The organism is Nocardia carnea NBRC 14403 (assembly GCF_000308515.1).
Taxonomy (GTDB): Bacteria; Actinomycetota; Actinomycetes; order Mycobacteriales; family Mycobacteriaceae; genus Nocardia; species Nocardia carnea.
Genome location: NZ_BAFV01000026.1, coordinates 1 through 15,589, shown reverse-complemented (window position 1 = coordinate 15,589; position 15,589 = coordinate 1). Strand labels below are relative to the sequence as shown.

At 67.6% G+C, this 15,589-nt stretch carries 18 protein-coding genes, 1 tRNA gene and 2 pseudogenes; 13 read left to right on the top strand and 8 right to left on the bottom strand.

Annotated elements, in window-relative coordinates:
* Positions 1–353 precede the first annotated feature (353 nt).
* On the bottom strand, positions 354–1,409 hold the full coding sequence (gene nadA, locus ON22_RS09650) for a quinolinate synthase NadA (RefSeq protein ID WP_033245148.1): 1,056 nt from the start codon (positions 1,407–1,409) through the stop codon (positions 354–356).
* A gap of 64 nt (positions 1,410–1,473) precedes the next feature.
* On the opposite strand from nadA, the gene ON22_RS09645 reads away from it, so the two are divergent.
* The gene (locus tag ON22_RS09645) at positions 1,474–2,235 is read left to right on the top strand and encodes an NUDIX hydrolase (protein ID WP_033245147.1); all 762 of its coding nucleotides are present in this window, start codon (positions 1,474–1,476) and stop codon (positions 2,233–2,235) included.
* 125 nt (positions 2,236–2,360) lie between these two features.
* Positions 2,361–2,431, top strand: a tRNA-Gln gene (locus ON22_RS09640).
* A gap of 30 nt (positions 2,432–2,461) precedes the next feature.
* Here the strand turns inward: ON22_RS09640 and ON22_RS09635 are convergent.
* The 4 genes from ON22_RS09635 to bioB form a co-directional block, all read right to left on the bottom strand.
* Positions 2,462–2,992, bottom strand: a complete 531-nt coding sequence (locus tag ON22_RS09635; RefSeq protein ID WP_033245146.1) for a DUF1353 domain-containing protein — start codon at positions 2,990–2,992, stop codon at positions 2,462–2,464.
* Positions 2,993–3,141: 149 nt separating this feature from the next.
* Positions 3,142–3,876: a DUF2567 domain-containing protein gene (locus ON22_RS09630; RefSeq protein ID WP_063820564.1), complete on the bottom strand. Its 735-nt coding sequence runs from the start codon at positions 3,874–3,876 to the stop codon at positions 3,142–3,144.
* A gap of 2 nt (positions 3,877–3,878) precedes the next feature.
* On the bottom strand, positions 3,879–4,106 hold the full coding sequence (gene bsaP / locus ON22_RS09625; protein ID WP_033245145.1) for a biotin synthase auxiliary protein BsaP: 228 nt from the start codon (positions 4,104–4,106) through the stop codon (positions 3,879–3,881).
* A 32-nt stretch (positions 4,107–4,138) separates the two neighbouring features.
* Positions 4,139–5,167 (bottom strand): biotin synthase BioB, encoded by a 1,029-nt coding sequence (gene bioB / locus ON22_RS09620; protein WP_033245144.1) that lies wholly within the window; start codon positions 5,165–5,167, stop codon positions 4,139–4,141.
* 148 nt (positions 5,168–5,315) lie between these two features.
* On the opposite strand from bioB, the gene ON22_RS09615 reads away from it, so the two are divergent.
* The 4 genes from ON22_RS09615 to macS all read left to right on the top strand — a co-directional run bounded on the left by ON22_RS09615 (position 5,316) and on the right by macS (position 9,319).
* Positions 5,316–5,903, top strand: coding sequence for a TetR/AcrR family transcriptional regulator C-terminal domain-containing protein (locus ON22_RS09615; RefSeq protein ID WP_033245143.1), 588 nt, complete (start codon positions 5,316–5,318; stop codon positions 5,901–5,903).
* A 321-nt stretch (positions 5,904–6,224) separates the two neighbouring features.
* On the top strand, positions 6,225–7,391 hold the full coding sequence (locus ON22_RS09610; RefSeq protein ID WP_086007696.1) for an 8-amino-7-oxononanoate synthase: 1,167 nt from the start codon (positions 6,225–6,227) through the stop codon (positions 7,389–7,391).
* The gene (bioD, locus tag ON22_RS09605) at positions 7,388–8,119 is read left to right on the top strand and encodes a dethiobiotin synthase (protein ID WP_051157376.1); all 732 of its coding nucleotides are present in this window, start codon (positions 7,388–7,390) and stop codon (positions 8,117–8,119) included. The genes ON22_RS09610 and bioD overlap by 4 nt, the downstream gene beginning before the upstream one ends.
* A 9-nt stretch (positions 8,120–8,128) precedes the next feature.
* On the top strand, positions 8,129–9,319 hold the full coding sequence (gene macS / locus ON22_RS09600; protein ID WP_063820563.1) for a MacS family sensor histidine kinase: 1,191 nt from the start codon (positions 8,129–8,131) through the stop codon (positions 9,317–9,319).
* Positions 9,320–9,388: 69 nt separating this feature from the next.
* Here macS and ON22_RS09595 read toward each other — a convergent pair whose 3' ends face one another.
* On the bottom strand, positions 9,389–9,814 hold the full coding sequence (locus ON22_RS09595) for an alpha/beta fold hydrolase (protein WP_051157375.1): 426 nt from the start codon (positions 9,812–9,814) through the stop codon (positions 9,389–9,391).
* A gap of 22 nt (positions 9,815–9,836) precedes the next feature.
* Positions 9,837–10,037 (bottom strand): annotated as a pseudogene (locus ON22_RS38690) (epoxide hydrolase N-terminal domain-containing protein); the annotation flags it as partial.
* 265 nt (positions 10,038–10,302) lie between these two features.
* Between ON22_RS38690 and ON22_RS09590 the strand changes: the two are divergent.
* Positions 10,303–11,169 (top strand): alpha/beta fold hydrolase, encoded by an 867-nt coding sequence (locus ON22_RS09590; RefSeq protein WP_197039684.1) that lies wholly within the window; start codon positions 10,303–10,305, stop codon positions 11,167–11,169.
* 125 nt (positions 11,170–11,294) lie between these two features.
* The gene (locus ON22_RS09585) at positions 11,295–11,723 is read left to right on the top strand and encodes a DoxX family protein (RefSeq protein ID WP_033245139.1); all 429 of its coding nucleotides are present in this window, start codon (positions 11,295–11,297) and stop codon (positions 11,721–11,723) included.
* Between the two features lie 197 nt (positions 11,724–11,920).
* On the opposite strand, the gene ON22_RS09580 is transcribed toward ON22_RS09585, so the two are convergent.
* The gene (locus tag ON22_RS09580; RefSeq protein WP_033245138.1) at positions 11,921–12,286 is read right to left on the bottom strand and encodes a MerR family transcriptional regulator; all 366 of its coding nucleotides are present in this window, start codon (positions 12,284–12,286) and stop codon (positions 11,921–11,923) included.
* A gap of 58 nt (positions 12,287–12,344) precedes the next feature.
* On the opposite strand from ON22_RS09580, the gene ON22_RS09575 reads away from it, so the two are divergent.
* The 5 genes and pseudogenes from ON22_RS09575 (at position 12,345) to ON22_RS09560 (ending at position 15,526) form a co-directional block, all read left to right on the top strand.
* Positions 12,345–13,115, top strand: coding sequence for an SDR family NAD(P)-dependent oxidoreductase (locus ON22_RS09575; protein WP_051157374.1), 771 nt, complete (start codon positions 12,345–12,347; stop codon positions 13,113–13,115).
* 83 nt (positions 13,116–13,198) lie between these two features.
* A complete protein-coding gene (locus ON22_RS35585; RefSeq protein ID WP_051157373.1) occupies positions 13,199–13,564 on the top strand; it encodes a nucleotidyltransferase domain-containing protein in 366 nt (121 codons plus the stop codon).
* On the top strand, positions 13,534–13,920 hold the full coding sequence (locus tag ON22_RS35580; RefSeq protein WP_051157372.1) for a hypothetical protein: 387 nt from the start codon (positions 13,534–13,536) through the stop codon (positions 13,918–13,920). Before ON22_RS35585 ends, ON22_RS35580 begins: the two co-directional genes overlap by 31 nt.
* A gap of 144 nt (positions 13,921–14,064) precedes the next feature.
* A pseudogene (locus ON22_RS09565) lies at positions 14,065–15,140 on the top strand (phosphotransferase).
* 92 nt (positions 15,141–15,232) lie between these two features.
* Positions 15,233–15,526 (top strand): hypothetical protein, encoded by a 294-nt coding sequence (locus ON22_RS09560; RefSeq protein WP_051157371.1) that lies wholly within the window; start codon positions 15,233–15,235, stop codon positions 15,524–15,526.
* The last annotated feature ends 63 nt before the right edge of the window (positions 15,527–15,589 follow it).

Sequence of the window (15,589 nt, the reverse complement as noted above, 5' to 3'; positions counted from 1 at the left end):
CACCGACAGGGCGCCGGCACTGCCGGTAACCGGGTCGGCACACGTATCGGCCGTTCGCCGTGCTCCGCGGCCCGGCACATTCGCGCCGTGCACCGGGAGACCGCTCGTTCACCGAACCGGTCGAATCCTGCGGTGAGCCCGGCCGCTTGCCGGGCTGCACGGCTTGCCGGCTCGGGTTCGAGCCGTACGCCCGATCAGCGAGCCGATCCGCCTTTCCGCCGCTCCCACCTGCTCACAGGGCCGATGTGAATGCCGCGTCGACGTACCCGCCTGTTCACCGAGCGGCCGGCTGCACCCGTCGAGCATCAGATGTCGCGGGCCGCGGTATGCGCCTGCGGCCACCGAGCCCGGCGTCATTCCCCGCCGCCGGAGTTCCCGATCTCGATCATGCGCTGGACCGAGTTCCGTGCCTTGGCAGCGGTTTCCGGGTCGACGTGCACCTCGTCGCGGTTCTCCTCCAGGCAGCGCAGCAGCGCGGCCGGGGTGATCATCTTCATGTACTTGCAGGCGGCGCGGTCGTTCACGGCCTGGAAGTCGATATCCGGGGCGGCCTTGCGCAGCTGGTGCAGCATGCCGACCTCGGTCGCCACGAGTACCTGGTTCGACTTGGCGGTGCGGGCCGCGTCGATCATGCCGCCGGTGGACAGGATGTGCACGCGGTCGGCCGGGAATTCGCCCTCTCCGGCCAGGTAGAGCGCCGAGGTCGCGCAGCCGCATTCGGGGTGCACGAACAGTTCGGCGTCGGGGTGGGCGCGCGCCTGGTCGTTGAGTTCGTCACCGTTGATTCCGGCGTGGACGTGGCATTCGCCCATCCAGATGTGCATGTTCTCGCGGCCGGTTTCCCGTTTGACGTGCGCGCCCAGGAACTGGTCGGGCAGGAACAGCACTTCGCGGTCCGGGTCGATGGAGGCCACGACGTCCACGGCGTTGGAGGATGTGCAGCAGATATCCGTCAGGCCCTTCACGGCCGCGGTGGTGTTGACGTAGGACACCACCACCGCATCGGGGTGCTCGGCTTTCCAGTCGCGCAGATCCTCGGCGGTGATCGAATCGGCCAGCGAGCAGCCCGCGCGCTGATCGGGGATGAGCACGGTTTTCTCCGGGCTCAGGATTTTGGCGGTTTCGGCCATGAAATGCACACCGCAGAACACGATCGTGCCCTCGGGGGCCTCGGCCGCGATCCGGGACAGCGCCAGGGAATCACCGACGTGATCGGCCACGTCCTGGATCTCCGGGAGCTGGTAGTTGTGCGCGAGAATGGTCGCGTTGCGCTGCCGCGCGAGGCGTTTCACCTCGGCTGCCCATTCCGGTGTCGCCTCCACCCCGGTGTAGCCCGTGGGCCCGTCGACGATCCGCTCCCGCAGTGCGGTACCCGGCGCCGGGGCCAATTCTGCTCCCATCGTCGCCATGGTCGCTCCTTCCTTCGCGCTCTCGGCAACCCTGCCGATTCGCACTCAACCAGGTTTTCGACTTATGATCGAAAACGTGGACCAGTTTAGCACCATCCATGAATCGCTCACCGCGGTGTTCCAGGTTCGCCGCTTCCCCGCCAATATCGCCGCAGGTGAGAGCGGTCACGACGGGATGATCGACCGCCGCCCGCCGGGACAGCGCAGCGAACTCGCCGTCCTGCTGTGGCAGCGCGCACTCGAACCACAGCAGGGCACCTGGTCGCTACCGGGCGGCCGGTTGCGCAACGACGAGGATCTCGATACCTCGGCCCGCCGCCAGCTCGCCGAGAAGGTCGATGTGCAGGAGGTGGACCACCTCGAGCAACTGTCGGTGTTCAGCGCCCCGGATCGGGTGCCCGGCCCGCGCCGGATCGCCTCGGCCTATCTCGGACTGGTACCGCTCACCGCCGACCCGAAGCTCCCCTCCGATACCCGGTGGCATCCGGTGTCCGCACTCCCGGAGATGTCTTTCGACCACGGCACCGTGGTGCAGCACGCCCGCACCCGCCTGGCCGCGAAACTCTCCTACACCAATATCTCCTTCGCCTTGGCGCCGGACCGGTTCACCATGTCGACATTGCGTGAGATCTATTGCGCTGCATTGGGCTATGACGTCGACACCACGAATTTGCAGCGAGTTCTGACGCGCCGCAAGGTGATCACACCCACCGGCGCTACCGCCACACCGGGCCGGGCGGGTGGCCGGCCGGCCTCGGTGTACCGTTTCACCGATTCGGACCTGCGAGTGACCGACGAGTTCGCAGCACTACGGCCCCGCAACTGAGCCCCGAAACCGCACGGACGCAAACCCGGACACTCGGCGAGCAGGGCCGCTGTGCCCCCACCGAACACCGGCAGAAAACCGGATGCGTTCACCGGTCGGGGCGGCTACGTTCTCCGATAGCACAGTCGGGTATGGAGTAACGGCAGCTCATCGGATTTTGGTTCCGGTGGTCCAGGTTCGAATCCTGGTACCCGAGCGTATAACTCGCCCGGCCGTCGTCTCCGACTCAGGTTCGCATCTGTGGCCGTGGGACCCCGGTACGACGATCCGGCGGCGCGAGCCGATCCGCCGGCCAGGCGAGCAGTTCGACGAACCAGAACAGCACCAGGAACACCACGACCACAACGGTCGGTATCGCCACGAAAACGATCGACAGCACGGCGATCACCAGGAACACCGCGAACGCGGTGGGTGAGATCCCCTGCAACCGGCTGCCCAAACGCACCGCGGCCCACATCATCCAGCGCCGCGGCCGGGATACATCGCATTCCCGCAGCGTCCGCCGGAAGATACCGTCGGCATCGGCCGCGCCGACCCGTTCCGTGCGCCGCAGGTAGTCGTGCAGGATCGCCGCCCGCGTATACACCCCGTAGCGCGGGATCAGCCACACCAGCGGCCGCGGCACCGAAGCGAAATCGGTGCGGAAGCCCGCCGGTACCTCGAATTCTTCGTCCGCACCCTGATAGCTCAGCGGCTCCCGGACCTTCCAGAACTTCCCGTCGATCTCCTCGACCACGAGTGAACTGGTGAACCCCACGACGTCTTCTCTCTGTCGTCCTCCCGTACGCAGTCAGCGTACGGCGGGGACGCCGGGGCCGCGCGGCGGGCGGCATGCGATCCCGCTGCGCGGGACAGGACCCGGCCGGCGAGAACCGTTGCCGCTCCGCATTTCCGCCGGCGGCCGCGCTACTTCGACAGCGACGGCCCCGGCGGTGACTCCTGCGGCGACAGCGAGGCTGCACCGCCGCCCGGGACCTGCGCTCCGGGTTCGGCGACGCCGTTCGCCGGCACCCGGGCGGACGGTTCACCGGGGTAGACGGCCTGGTCGTAGTCCGGGTATTCCGCAAAGGGCTGGGGGCGCGAGTCCCCGAAGGGACTCATGAATCCGCTACCGAGATCCTCCGTCGTGCTGAGCCCGGCCAGGATCAGGATGACCAGCGCCACGGTCAGCGGCTGGACCAGCAGGGCGAGCGGGCTTTCCAGACCGACGGGCAAGGAGACGATCTGCCCCACCGGCGGATCGTCGGGCCGCGGGTTGTCCCAGGCGTTGACCGCTTCCCCGATCCACGCCATGACCCACGCCCCGGCCACCGAACCCAGCAGCAGCCCGACGAGCTGGATGGGGCCGCGCATCCGCCGCCACCGCCAGGCCGCGGCCGCGGACAGCACACCGGTCACCGCACCCAGACCCGCGAAGATGGCCAGGGCGTCGAACCTGTGCAGGCTCTCCCCCACCAGCGTGGCACCGCGGCCCGGTTCGACCACCAGCACCGACTCGGTCGGTACCAGTAGACCCCAGACCACGCCGGCGAATACGCTCAGCACGACCACGGCGGCCAGTAGCACCGCCGCGGCACGCATTTCCTTGCGCGCTCCACCCCGGCGCGCCCGGGCGGCTTCGCCCCCGCGTGACCCGGGCACCGCTACCGCCTCTCCGCGCACGCCGAATCGAGGACCCCGTGCCGCGAGCAACGCGCCCGCCAGCCGCCCGGATCGATCTGCACGACCATCCGGCGCCCGCAGTGCGCGCAGAACCGCGGCGGTTCCAGGCCCAGTACCACGGCCCGGGAGGCCGGCTCGTCCTGCCCGGGCACGACCCGCGTACCCGTGAACGGGTTGTAGCGCTCGTCCATATCGCCGACAGTACTCATCCGACCCTGCCTTCCGCGGTTGACGCCGCCGATCAGAAGGTCTCGTTGAGTGCCTTGATCGGCATCTGGAGTTCGCCCAGCAGGTCGATGTCCTGTTCGGCCGGGCGGCCCAGGGTGGTCAGGTAGTTGCCGACGATCACGGCATTGATGCCGCCCAGGATGCCCTGCCGGGCGCCCAGGTCACCGAGGGTGATCTCGCGGCCGCCGGCGAAGCGCAGGATGGTCCGGGGCAGTGCGAGCCGGAAGGCGGCCACAGCCCGCAGGGCGTCCGCGGCGGGCAGGACCTCGAGGTCGCCGAACGGTGTGCCGGGGCGGGGGTTGAGGAAGTTCAGCGGTACCTCGTCGGGTTCGAGTGCGGCGAGGTCGGCGGCGAATTCGGCGCGCTGTTCGAGGGTTTCGCCCATACCGAGGATTCCGCCGCAGCAGACCTCCATCCCGGCTGCCCGCACCATGCGCAGGGTGTCCCAGCGTTCCTCCCAGGTGTGGGTGGTGACCACGTTCGGGAAGTGGGAGCGGGCGGTTTCCAGATTGTGGTTGTAGCGGTGCACGCCCATCGCGGCGAGCCGGTCGACCTGATCCTGGGTGAGCATTCCGAGCGAACAGGCGACCTGGATGTCGACCTCGTTGCGAATGGCCTCCACCCCGGCGGCCACCTGCGCCATCAACCGTTCGTCCGGGCCGCGGACAGCGGCGACGATGCAGAATTCGGTGGCCCCGGTCTTGGCGGTCTGTTTGGCCGCTTCGACCAAGCTCGGGATATCGAGCCAGGCCGCCCGGACCGGGGAGGCGAACAGCCCCGATTGCGAGCAGAAATGACAGTCCTCCGGGCAACCACCGGTCTTGAGACTGATAATGCCTTCGACTTCCACCTCCGGGCCGCACCATTTCACCCGGATCTCGTGCGCGAGTTCGAGCAACTGCTCGAGCCGGTCGTCCGCGAGGCGCAGCACGTCCAGGGTCTGTTCCCGGGACAGCCCGATACCGCGCTCTAGTACCTGTTCCCGCGCAACGGCCAGCACATCGTCCGCGGATATCCGATTGGTGGCAGGGGCCTGGGTCACTGGCGAATCCCTTCGTCGGGAGGTGCCCGGCGATGGGCCGGCACACCGGACTTGAACAGCGTTCAGGACAGGGTAGCGGCAAAGATTGAACAGCGTTCAGGCTGGGGTAGCGTCAGGGGCGGTATCGAAGCCACCGGGAGGACCGACTGTGCAACTACACCGAGACGATGTCGTGGACGGGGCCCTCACCATCCTCGACCAGTACGGACTCGCCGACCTCACCATGCGCCGGCTCGCCGGTTCGCTGAACGTCCAGCCCGGGGCGCTGTACTGGCACTTCCCCAACAAACAGGCACTGCTCGGCGCCGTCGCCGACCGGATCCTGGCTCCGATGGAACAGCCCGTCGCCGCGAGCGACTGGTCGGGGGCCATGACCGAATTGGCGCACCGGCTGCGCAACTGCCTGCTCACCTACCGCGACGGTGCGGAACTGGTTTCCGCCACCTACGCCTCCCGCCTCACCACCAGCAAGGGCCGGGAGCGTATCGCCGGCGCGGCGATACGCTCCGGTATGCCCCGCGAACAGGCCGAACTCGCCGCCTACACGCTGCTGTACTACGTGCTCGGTCACACCGTCGACGAACAGTCCCGGATGCAGATGGACTCGGCCGGAGCCTTGCCCACAGCCGACTCCCCCGAGCCCACCGAGGGTCCCGACCCGACCGCCCGATTCGACTTCGGCCTACAACTGTTCACCGCCGGCATCCGGCACCGACTGGGCGCGGAAATTCGCTGACCCGAACCGGTCCACCCACCTGCAGAAACCCTTTACACGCACCCGCCCCGCGCCCCGTCGAGGCAAGCTTCACGCCCACAGACGGGCCTCACGAGACCACGCTCCGGTCCGCCACTCCACCCCGGAGCGGCGCCCCCACGCCGGAGCAGCCCGGGGTGACGAGGCCGGACCGAATCGACGCTTAACCCTGAAACGGCGTCGAACTCACCTCATAGACAGCACAGGCAACAACTCGCGGTAGCTCCGGTGTTACGCGAGGCCGAAACCCCCGGCGAGCCGACAGCAAAGGGACCCCATAGCAATCTTGAACGGTGTTCAAGTATGGTGCCTGGCGTGACCTCGGACCCACTGGCCTGGCTCGACGACCACGCGGCGACCCGCGTGACCGCCGGACTACGACGGCACCTACACCCGCGCACCGCGGGCTCACCGGCACTGGACCTCGCCTCCAACGATTACCTCGGCCTCACCCGGCACCCGGAAGTCCGCGCCGGAGCCATCGAGGCGGTACATCGCTGGGGGGCCGGATCGACAGGTTCGCGGCTTGTCACCGGAACCACCACCGACCATGAGCTCCTGGAAAACGAACTGGCCGAATTCACCGGATTCCCGGCCGGGCTGGTCTTCTCCTCCGGTTACTCCGCCAACCTCGGCGCCGTGACCGCACTGGCCGGCCGGGGTTCACTGATCGTCTCCGACGCCGGGTGTCATGCCTCCCTCGTGGATGCGTGCCGGCTCTCCCGCGCCCGGGTGGCGATCGCACCGCATCGCGACACCGCCGCCGTCGCCCGGCTGCTGGCCGAACGCACCGAGGAGCGCGCCCTCGTCCTCACCGATTCGGTGTTCAGCGCCGACGGCGATCTGGCGCCCCTTGCCGAGCTGCACCGCGTGACCCGCGACCACAACGCGCTCCTGCTCGTCGATGAAGCGCACGGGCTCGGTGTACGCGGCGACGGAGGACGGGGCCTCGTCCAGGAGACCGGGCTGGCGGGCGAACCGGATGTGATCGTCACCGTGACCCTGTCCAAAGCCCTCGCCGCCCAGGGCGGTGCGGTACTGGGCGGCGAACGGGTGCGCGCACATCTCATCGACACCGCCCGCACCATGATCTTCGATACCGGACTGGCCCCTGCCGCCGTCGGCGCCGCCCGCGCCACACTGCGGATTCTGCGCCGGGACCCCGGGCTGGGGCAGCGGGTACTGGATCGGGCCGCTGATATCGCCCGGATCGCCGGGGTCGCGGCACCGGATTCGGCGGTCGTCCCGATCGTCCTCGGCGACCCGCAGATCGCCCACGACGCCGCCCGCACCTGCCGCGAACACGGCGTGGAAGTGGGGTGTTTCCGCCCGCCGTCGGTTCCCGAGGGCACCTCCCGGCTGCGTCTCACCGCCCGCGCCGATCTCACCCCAGCCGATCTCGGCACCCTCGCGGAGGTCCTGATCCCGGTGCTGGCGCACGCACGGAGCAGCGCGGCGGTGCCCGTATGACCTTGCTGTTCGTCACCGGCACCTCCACCGAGGTCGGCAAAACCGTCACCACCGCTGCCCTCGCGGCCACCGCCCGCGCCGCCGGCCGCACCGTCGCGGTCTGCAAACCCGCCCAAACCGGTGTCGCGGCCACCGAACCCGGCGACCTCGCCACGATCACCGCACTCTCCGGGGTGACCCGGACGCTCGAACTGGCCCGCTACCCCGACCCACTGGCCCCCGATACCGCCGCCCGCCGGTGCGGTGGCCCACTACTCACCCTGACCGAAACATCTACCGCCATAAGCGACTTCGATTCCGCCGATCTGACGCTGATCGAAGGCGCCGGTGGCCTGCTGGTACGCCTCGGCGAGTTCACCCTCCTCGACCTCGCCCGCGAGCTCGCGGCACCGGTACTGGTGGTGACCGCGCCGGGCCTGGGCACGCTCAACCACAGCGAACTGACCATCCGAGCCCTGGAGCAGGCCGGTGTGCCGTGCGCCGGCCTGGTGGTGGGCTCCTGGCCGCAACACCCCGATCTGGCGACCCGGACCAATCGCACCGACCTGCCGCGAGTCACCGGCACCGCCATCGCCGGGACTCTTCCCGCGGGCGCGGGCTCGTGGCCGCCGCCGCGATTCCGGGCTGCCGCGCCCGGCTGGTTCACCCGGACCTGGACACAGCGGTACCTGGGTATATCCGAAGGCGATCACGCATTTCGGCCTGAGCCGAGCACGCTCACTGCTTAGAGTGCGGGTATGGCCACGACCAGGCCCTCACGGGGGTTGCCGTACGACGCACCCGACCCCGCCGACGCCGCGACCGCGCCCCTGTGGCGCGCGGTCCAAGCGTTCCGGCTGGTCACACTGCTGTATGCGGTGGGACAGCAGATCGCATCGGTGCAGTATTACGAGAACCGATTACTGAGCTGGTTCTTCATCACGCTCATGGTGATCTGGTCCGGTATCTCCGCCCTGCTCCTGACCCACCGGCGCACATCCGATACCGCACGCACCCGCACGCTGGTCGTCCTGGGCGACCATATCGTGGTGCTCGGGCTGATCGCGGCCACTCCCCTGGTCGCCGATTACGACTGGTATCACGGACACCAACCGCTGCCCACCACCATGTGGTCGGCGAACGCGGTCATCTCCGCCGCTATCCTGCGCGGCCCGCTCGCCGGGGTCGCCTCCGGCCTGCTCATCGCGGCCACGATCATCACCATGCGGCAGCAGTGGGGCGAGGATGTGTGGGCCGATGCGACGGCACCCGTCCTGGTGTCGGTGGGTCTGGCGCTGGGCCTGGCCGCCAATACCGCCCGCCGCGCCCAGGAACAGTTACAGCGCGCGGTACGGCTCACCGCCGCCGCCGAGGAACGGGAACGACTGGCCCGCCAGGTGCACGACGGTGTCCTGCAGATCCTCTCCTACATCAAACGACGCGGCAATGAAATAGGCGGCCCGGCAACGGAACTGGCGGAACGCGCGGGTGAGCAGGAGATCGCGCTGCGGCGGCTCATCTCCGAACAGGCCGCACAATCGGACAACGGCGAGACCGCCGTCGACCTACGTCCACAACTGACCGCGCACGCCACGCCCAGGGTGGTGGTCTCCACTCCGGGCGAACCGGTACGCGTCGGCCGCTGGACGGCCCAGGAGATCACCGCCGCAGTCGCCGCCGCCCTGACCAACGTCGAACTGCACGCAGGACCCGACGCCCGCGCCTATGTCCTCCTGGAGGACACCGGTACCGAACTGGTCGTCAGCGTCCGCGACGACGGTATCGGTATCCCACCCGGCCGCCTCGCCGAAGCAGCGAACGAGGGCCGAATGGGGGTGTCCCGCTCGATAACCGGCCGTATCGCCGCCCTCGGAGGTACGGCCGAACTACTCACCGCAGATATTGTCGGCGAAGGTACGGAATGGGAATTCCACATCCCGCGGACCTGAGATCGCGCACTGCGGCCGAGGGCCCACACACAGCGCACCGCACACAAAGCGACTGGACCACAGCAGTACTCAGAATGAACCCACCCGAGGCTTTTCGCCGACGAGTGCGAGGAAGAAGTCCCGGATATCAGCGGCGAGCAGCTCCGGCACCTCCATCGCCGCGAAGTGGCCACCACGATCGAATTCCGACCAGTGCCGGATGTCGTACAGCCGTTCGGCCAGCGGCCGTACCGATTGTGTGATGTCGTACGCGAAAACCGCCACGCCCACCGGTACCGGGCACGGCGTATGCCCGCGCGCAGCTTTCCGGTGCAGTCGAGCCGAGGATGCCGCGGTGCCGGTCAGCCAGTACAGCGAGATATCGGTGAGCATCCGATCGTCGTCGATCGGCGTCCGCGGATCGGTCCAGTGGGCGAAACGTTCCGCGATCCAGGCCAGCTGACCGACCGGCGAGTTCCGCGGACCGGATATGGACGAAATGGATGTTCTGCCCATCGATCTCGGTGATGTAATGCGGTAGTTCGTTGAGCTCGGCTTCGTGCGCGCGCCAGTCGTAACCGGTGCGCCAGTATTCGGCGAGTTCTTTCAGCCGCGCAATCGGGAAGCCGTAATCCCACCCTGCGCCGACGACCTCGTTGGGCCACCGAGTGCGGGCCAGCCGGTCTGCCAGATCGTCCAGGTCGGCTTGGGGGATTTCGATACGGAACGGTTCGATCACGGGTTTCACTCCAGCGGGCTCGACGCCAATTCATTGGCGCAACCAACATTTCCTACACCAACATACACATTTGTTGGTCAAGCCAACGATTGGTAGACCCGACCGAGCGCAACACTCGGAAAACCCCCGATCGGAAACGCATGGACAGCGTGTGGTGTTCAGCCGCCGTCGACGACGAAAACAATCGGCGCGCCCACCGATATCAGCCCGGCGGCAGCGCAAAACTGCTTGTACCGACCACTACTCCATGGCAATCATGGCCCGCATGGGAATGCTGCAGGTGGACGACCCCGCGCGGGTAGGGATAACGAGACTGCGAGATGGGCGCCGGTTGGGATGGGCGGAATGGGGCCCGATGGACGGCCGGCCGGTACTGTTCTGCCCGGGCGCGGGATGGGGATGTCGGCTCGGGTTCGGGTTCGGCGCGGCCGCCGAGCTGGGAATCCGGCTGATCTCGGTGGAGCGGCCCGGGTTGGGGGAATCCACCGGGATGCCGGGGCGCACGCTGCTGGACTGGGCCGACGATATCGATCAACTGGGCGTCCCCGGTCCCGCGGTCGTCGGTTTCTCGCAGGGAGCCCCGTTCGCGCTCGCCCTGGCCGCACGCGGGATCACTTCCGCGGTGGCGATCGTCTCCGGAGGTGACGAACTCGCCCACCCCGCAACGATTCTGCCGGATGAAGTGCGACAGCTGGTCGATCTGGTGGCCGCCGATCCCGCCGGTGCCGAGCGTGATTTCGCCCGCTTCGGGAGCGCCGAGGCACTGTGGCGGTTGAGCGTCGAGGGCAGCTCCGAGGCCGATCGGGAGATCTACCTGCAACCGGAATTCGCGGCGGCGTTCCGGCGCGCGCTGGATTCCGGATTTACGCAGGGGCCGGCGGGCTACGCGCGCGATACGGTCCTGCATTTCGCGCGCTGGCCGTTCCGGGTGGAGGACCTCACCGCCCGCGTCCATCTCTGGTACGGCGGGCGAGACGACAACCCGACCCATTCCCCGGACCACGGCGTCACCCTCGCCGCCCGGATCCCGAATGCCACCAGGCACTACCTACCCGACAGCGGCGCCGCACTGCTGTGGACACATGCCGGCGAAATCCTCCGGCAGCTCCGCACGCCGGGCACCCCGGCGTAGGCCACATGTGCTCGATAGAGGTTCGGTGAAAAAACTTCACGGACAACGATGACTCCGCCGGTGATCCCCCGTCTTATCGGTTGAACGCGCTACCAACCCGGCGCGACCGACCAGAAGGACCAGCCATGACCACCGCGAACCCCACCACCTCCGTTGTCACCGACCGCCCCGGCACAATCCGCAATCGCGTCCTGTGGACCCTGCAGATCCTGCTCGGCCTGTTCTTCGTCATCGCCTCCGGCGGGCCGAAGCTCGTGATGCCCAACGCGCTGGCGGACAACGCCCCCGAGAATCTGACCATCCCCTTCGCGCTGCTCATCTTCATCGGTGTGGTCGAGGTCGCGGGCGGTATCGGCCTGATGGTGCCGCGACTGTCCGCCCTCGCCGCCGCGGGCCTGACCGTCCTCACCGTGCTCGCCGCCGGAACACAGGCTTTCATCGCCGACAAGCCCTCGATGGCGATCTTCCCCCTGGTCCTCGCTGCGATCTTCGCCTGGATCGCCTACGAGCGCCGCGCCACCGTCACCGACCTGCGCAACTCTTTCGCACGATGACAACTCCATAACCGCGATCGGCGATCGGTGACACCACCGATCGCCGATCGCGCGCTCCCGGATCGATCACCCGTCGGGTTGGCGGTGATCGATCCAGCGACCATCCGGTCCGTGGCGTCCCCGCCTGCGCCACACCGGGTGGCCGTTGTCGCGCACGGTCGCAATCGCTCGCTGCGGAGTTGTGAGCGACCTATCGGTCATGATGAAAGGGTGCGCGATTCCGCAGCGAGAATCGATTCGAGAATCTCGCGAGCGGCCAGTCGTTCTTCGATATCACGGTTCATGCGCTCCAGTTCGGCGCGCAGATCCTGGGCCATCTCCTCGCAGGTCGGCGCGAGATAGCTGCCGGTGGCGATCATGCAGGGCAGCACTTCGGCGATGACGCGGGTGGGCAGTCCCGCAGCCAGCAGGATCCGGATTCGGCGCACCGACTCCACGGCGGTTTCCTCGTAGTCCCGATAGCCGCTCGACCGCCGCCGCGGCTGGAGTAAGCCCTGTTCCTCGTAGTAGCGCAGCGCGCGAGTGCTCTGACCTGTTCTGCACGACAGTTCGCCGATTCGCATGTGATGCCCGCCTCATATCATTGACCTTCACGTCGACGTCAAAGTTTAGCTTCGCTACATGACCGAAAAAGAACCCCGTAAACCGTTGGCAGACAAGAAGGCAGTCGTCACCGGCGGCACTCACGGCATGGGGCTGGCCATTGTGCAGACCCTTCTCGACCGCGGCGCCGAAGTGGTCCTCACCGGACGCAGCGAGGCCGGGATCGATAAAGCGCGATCTCTTCTGCAGCCACTCCCCGCGCACGTCATCCGCTCCGACGCGACCGACGCCGCCGATATCGACAACCTCGGCCGCCTCGTCGAAGAACGCCTCGGCGGAATCGACTATCTTTTCGTCAACCACGGCATCGCGGAATTCCAGACCCTCGCCGACGCCACCGTCGCCCACTGGGACCGCGTCTTCGATGTCAACGCCAAAGGCGCCTTCTTCACCACCCAACGCCTGGCACCCCTCATCCGCGACAACGGCAGCATCGTGTTCACCACTGTGTCGAACGATCGAATTTTCCCCGGTCTCAGCGCATATTCCGCTGCCAAAGAAGCCGTCCGCGCATTCGCCAAAGTTCTCGCCGCCGAGCTGCTGCCACGCAACATCCGGGTCAACGCGGTAGCTCCCGGGTTCATTCTGACCCCCAGCATGGGCGTCGCCGAGCTCACCGAACAACAGCGAGAAGAGTTCATCCGAGACGGCAAGGAGACCACCCCGATGGGCCGGCCGGGAACTGTCGAAGAAGTCGCCGCCGCCGCGCTGTATCTGGCGGCCGATGCCACTTTCACCACCGGTACCGAACTCATCGTCGACGGCGGCTTCGCCCAGGGGCTCAGTTGAGAAAGCTGCCGGGACTTCGATAACCCGGCAACCCCTGGAGCTCGAATCCGACCTCGAAGGCGAGGTCTGCGGTTGGATCGGGTATGACCATCGACGGATTCGAAACCGCCAGAAACCTGGTGTACGAGCGGTTCCCGCAGGCGCGAGCGGCGTGGCTGGGGGGCAGCACTGTGCTCGGGACTGCCACGCCGACCTCCGATCTGGATATCACCGTGCTACTCGCGGGTCCGCCCGCGCCGTACCGCGAATCGCTGCGATATCACCGATGGCCCGTAGAGCTTTTCGTGCACACCGAAACGTCGATGGAGTATTTTCTCGCCACGGAAAGCACGGCCAGGAAGCCGACGATCCTGCGATTGATCGGACAGACGCAGATTCTGCTCGACAGCGACGGGAGCGGTGCATATCTACCGGAAACGTGCGCAGCTCTGCTGGCCGCCGGCCCGTAACCGCTCAGTATCGAGGAATTGCGGGCCGAGCGCTACGGGCTCACGATCTGCTCGATGATCTCGTAGGCTCCCGGGACGACGACGAACGCCTGCTGATCGCGTTCAACCTGTGGCGGGCCACCGCAGAACTGATCCTCACCGGGCACGGCCGGTGGAGGGGCCGCGGCAAATGGTTACACCGCGAGCTGGCCTTCTTCGATCGAGAGGCCGGCACGGACTACTCGCGCGCGCTGGCGCACGGGGTCCGGTCTGTGGCACTCGGCGCCGTCGAACCGATGGCCGGCATCGTCACCCGGGTACTGAACGACTTCGGGGGCCGGCTGTTCGACGGATTCAAGGCCGACGGCCCCGGCTGAGCCGGCCTGGCGACATCATGTTCCGCACCCGGGCGCCGCGCGCCGTGATTTCTCGATTGCGAGCGAGTCGGTGAATGCCGAATCGCCAAGAATGTCATTGCCCTTATGAGAGAATGACGTTTTCCAACTGTAGAGGAAGGCTCGATGAGCGCAGAAGTACTTGCGATACCCCAGGACTGGGACCAGATCACACCCGAATGGATGACCGCGGCGCTGACGCGGGACCACCCGGGCGCGATGGTCGAATCGGTCCAGGTGAAGCTCCGGGACGACGGCACCAACCGGCGCGCCAGGCTGGAACTCACCTACGCCTCCGGGCACGGCCCGGCCACCGTATTCGTCAAAGCAGCCGATCCCGCGCACAAAGAACTGATCCGGATGACCAGCGGGATGTTCCACGAGCCGCGCCTGTTCAATTCCGGCATCGCGCTACCGCTGGAGCATCCGGCGGTCCATACGGCACTGATCGACGAGGACGCCTACGACTTCCTGCTGGTGATGGAAGATCTCTCGGCCCGGGGCGCGGACCCCCGCGACGCGACGCGGCCACTTACCCCGGAACAGGCCGCGTCGGGCGTTCGAGGTTTGGGCGCCGGATGCACGGTCGGTTCTGGGGGCAGCGCGTGAGCGACGATCCCGCGCTGGCCTGGCTCGAACCGTTCCTGCCGTGGGACGGTATGGAAATCGCCCCACTACAGGAAGCGCTCGACCGTCTGGGTGACGACGCACCGGCCGAGATCACTGCGCTGACCATCGGCCACCTCATCGAAGGTATCTGGAAGCCCTATATCCGCACCCTGACCACCACACCGCAAACCCTGCTGCACGGCGACCCGCATATCGGCAACACCTATCTCCTCGCCGACGGACAGGTCGGATTCCTGGACTGGCAGGTCGCACGCCGCGGCAACTGGTCACTGGACCTCGGCTACTTCCTGCAGGGCGCGCTCACCACCGAGGACCGGCGCCGCCACGAGAACGATCTGCTCGACGAATACCGCGACGCACTCGCATTGCCGGCCGCCGAAATGCCGTCCCGTGAAGAGATCCGGCTCGGATACCGCGCCTCGGTCGCGCACGGACTGACCCTGTGGCTGTGCACGGCGAGCGCCGGCGAACTCTGGCAACGCCCCGATATCGCGATCGCCCTGGCCCAACGCTATTGCGCGGCCTACAGCGATCTCGATACAGCGGCTGCCCTGGCCACTCTCAACCGGTAGCCGCAGAACACCGCAGGCGCGCGACGTATGCACGGCGGCCGGGGGCGCTCGCGGCTCGTTCGCCTCGCGCGGGCAACCGGCATACTCGCTGTGTGGACAACAAGGGGTACAGCACGGCCGTGGACTGCGCCGTCGAACTGGACGATCCCGTGAATGAATCGCTGCGGGGACGGCATGCGCATCTGAGCCGGTGGGCCGGGCGGGCAGGCATGTATCTGCCGGAGGTCGCGTCGTTCGCCGCCGTGGGTAACGACCCGGACGAGCAGACGTGGGAGGATCTGGCCCGGCTGGGTCGGTCGGGGCGAGGTCGCGGATATGTTCAGTTGCCCGGCGCGGCCGCCTGGCGGACTGGGAGCCGGTTTTCGCTCTCGACGGCCGGCAGATGATCGGGCCGGAACAGGTGGTCCGGCCCGCGTGCCGATGTGGTGGAGCTCGGCGCGGACAGTGTG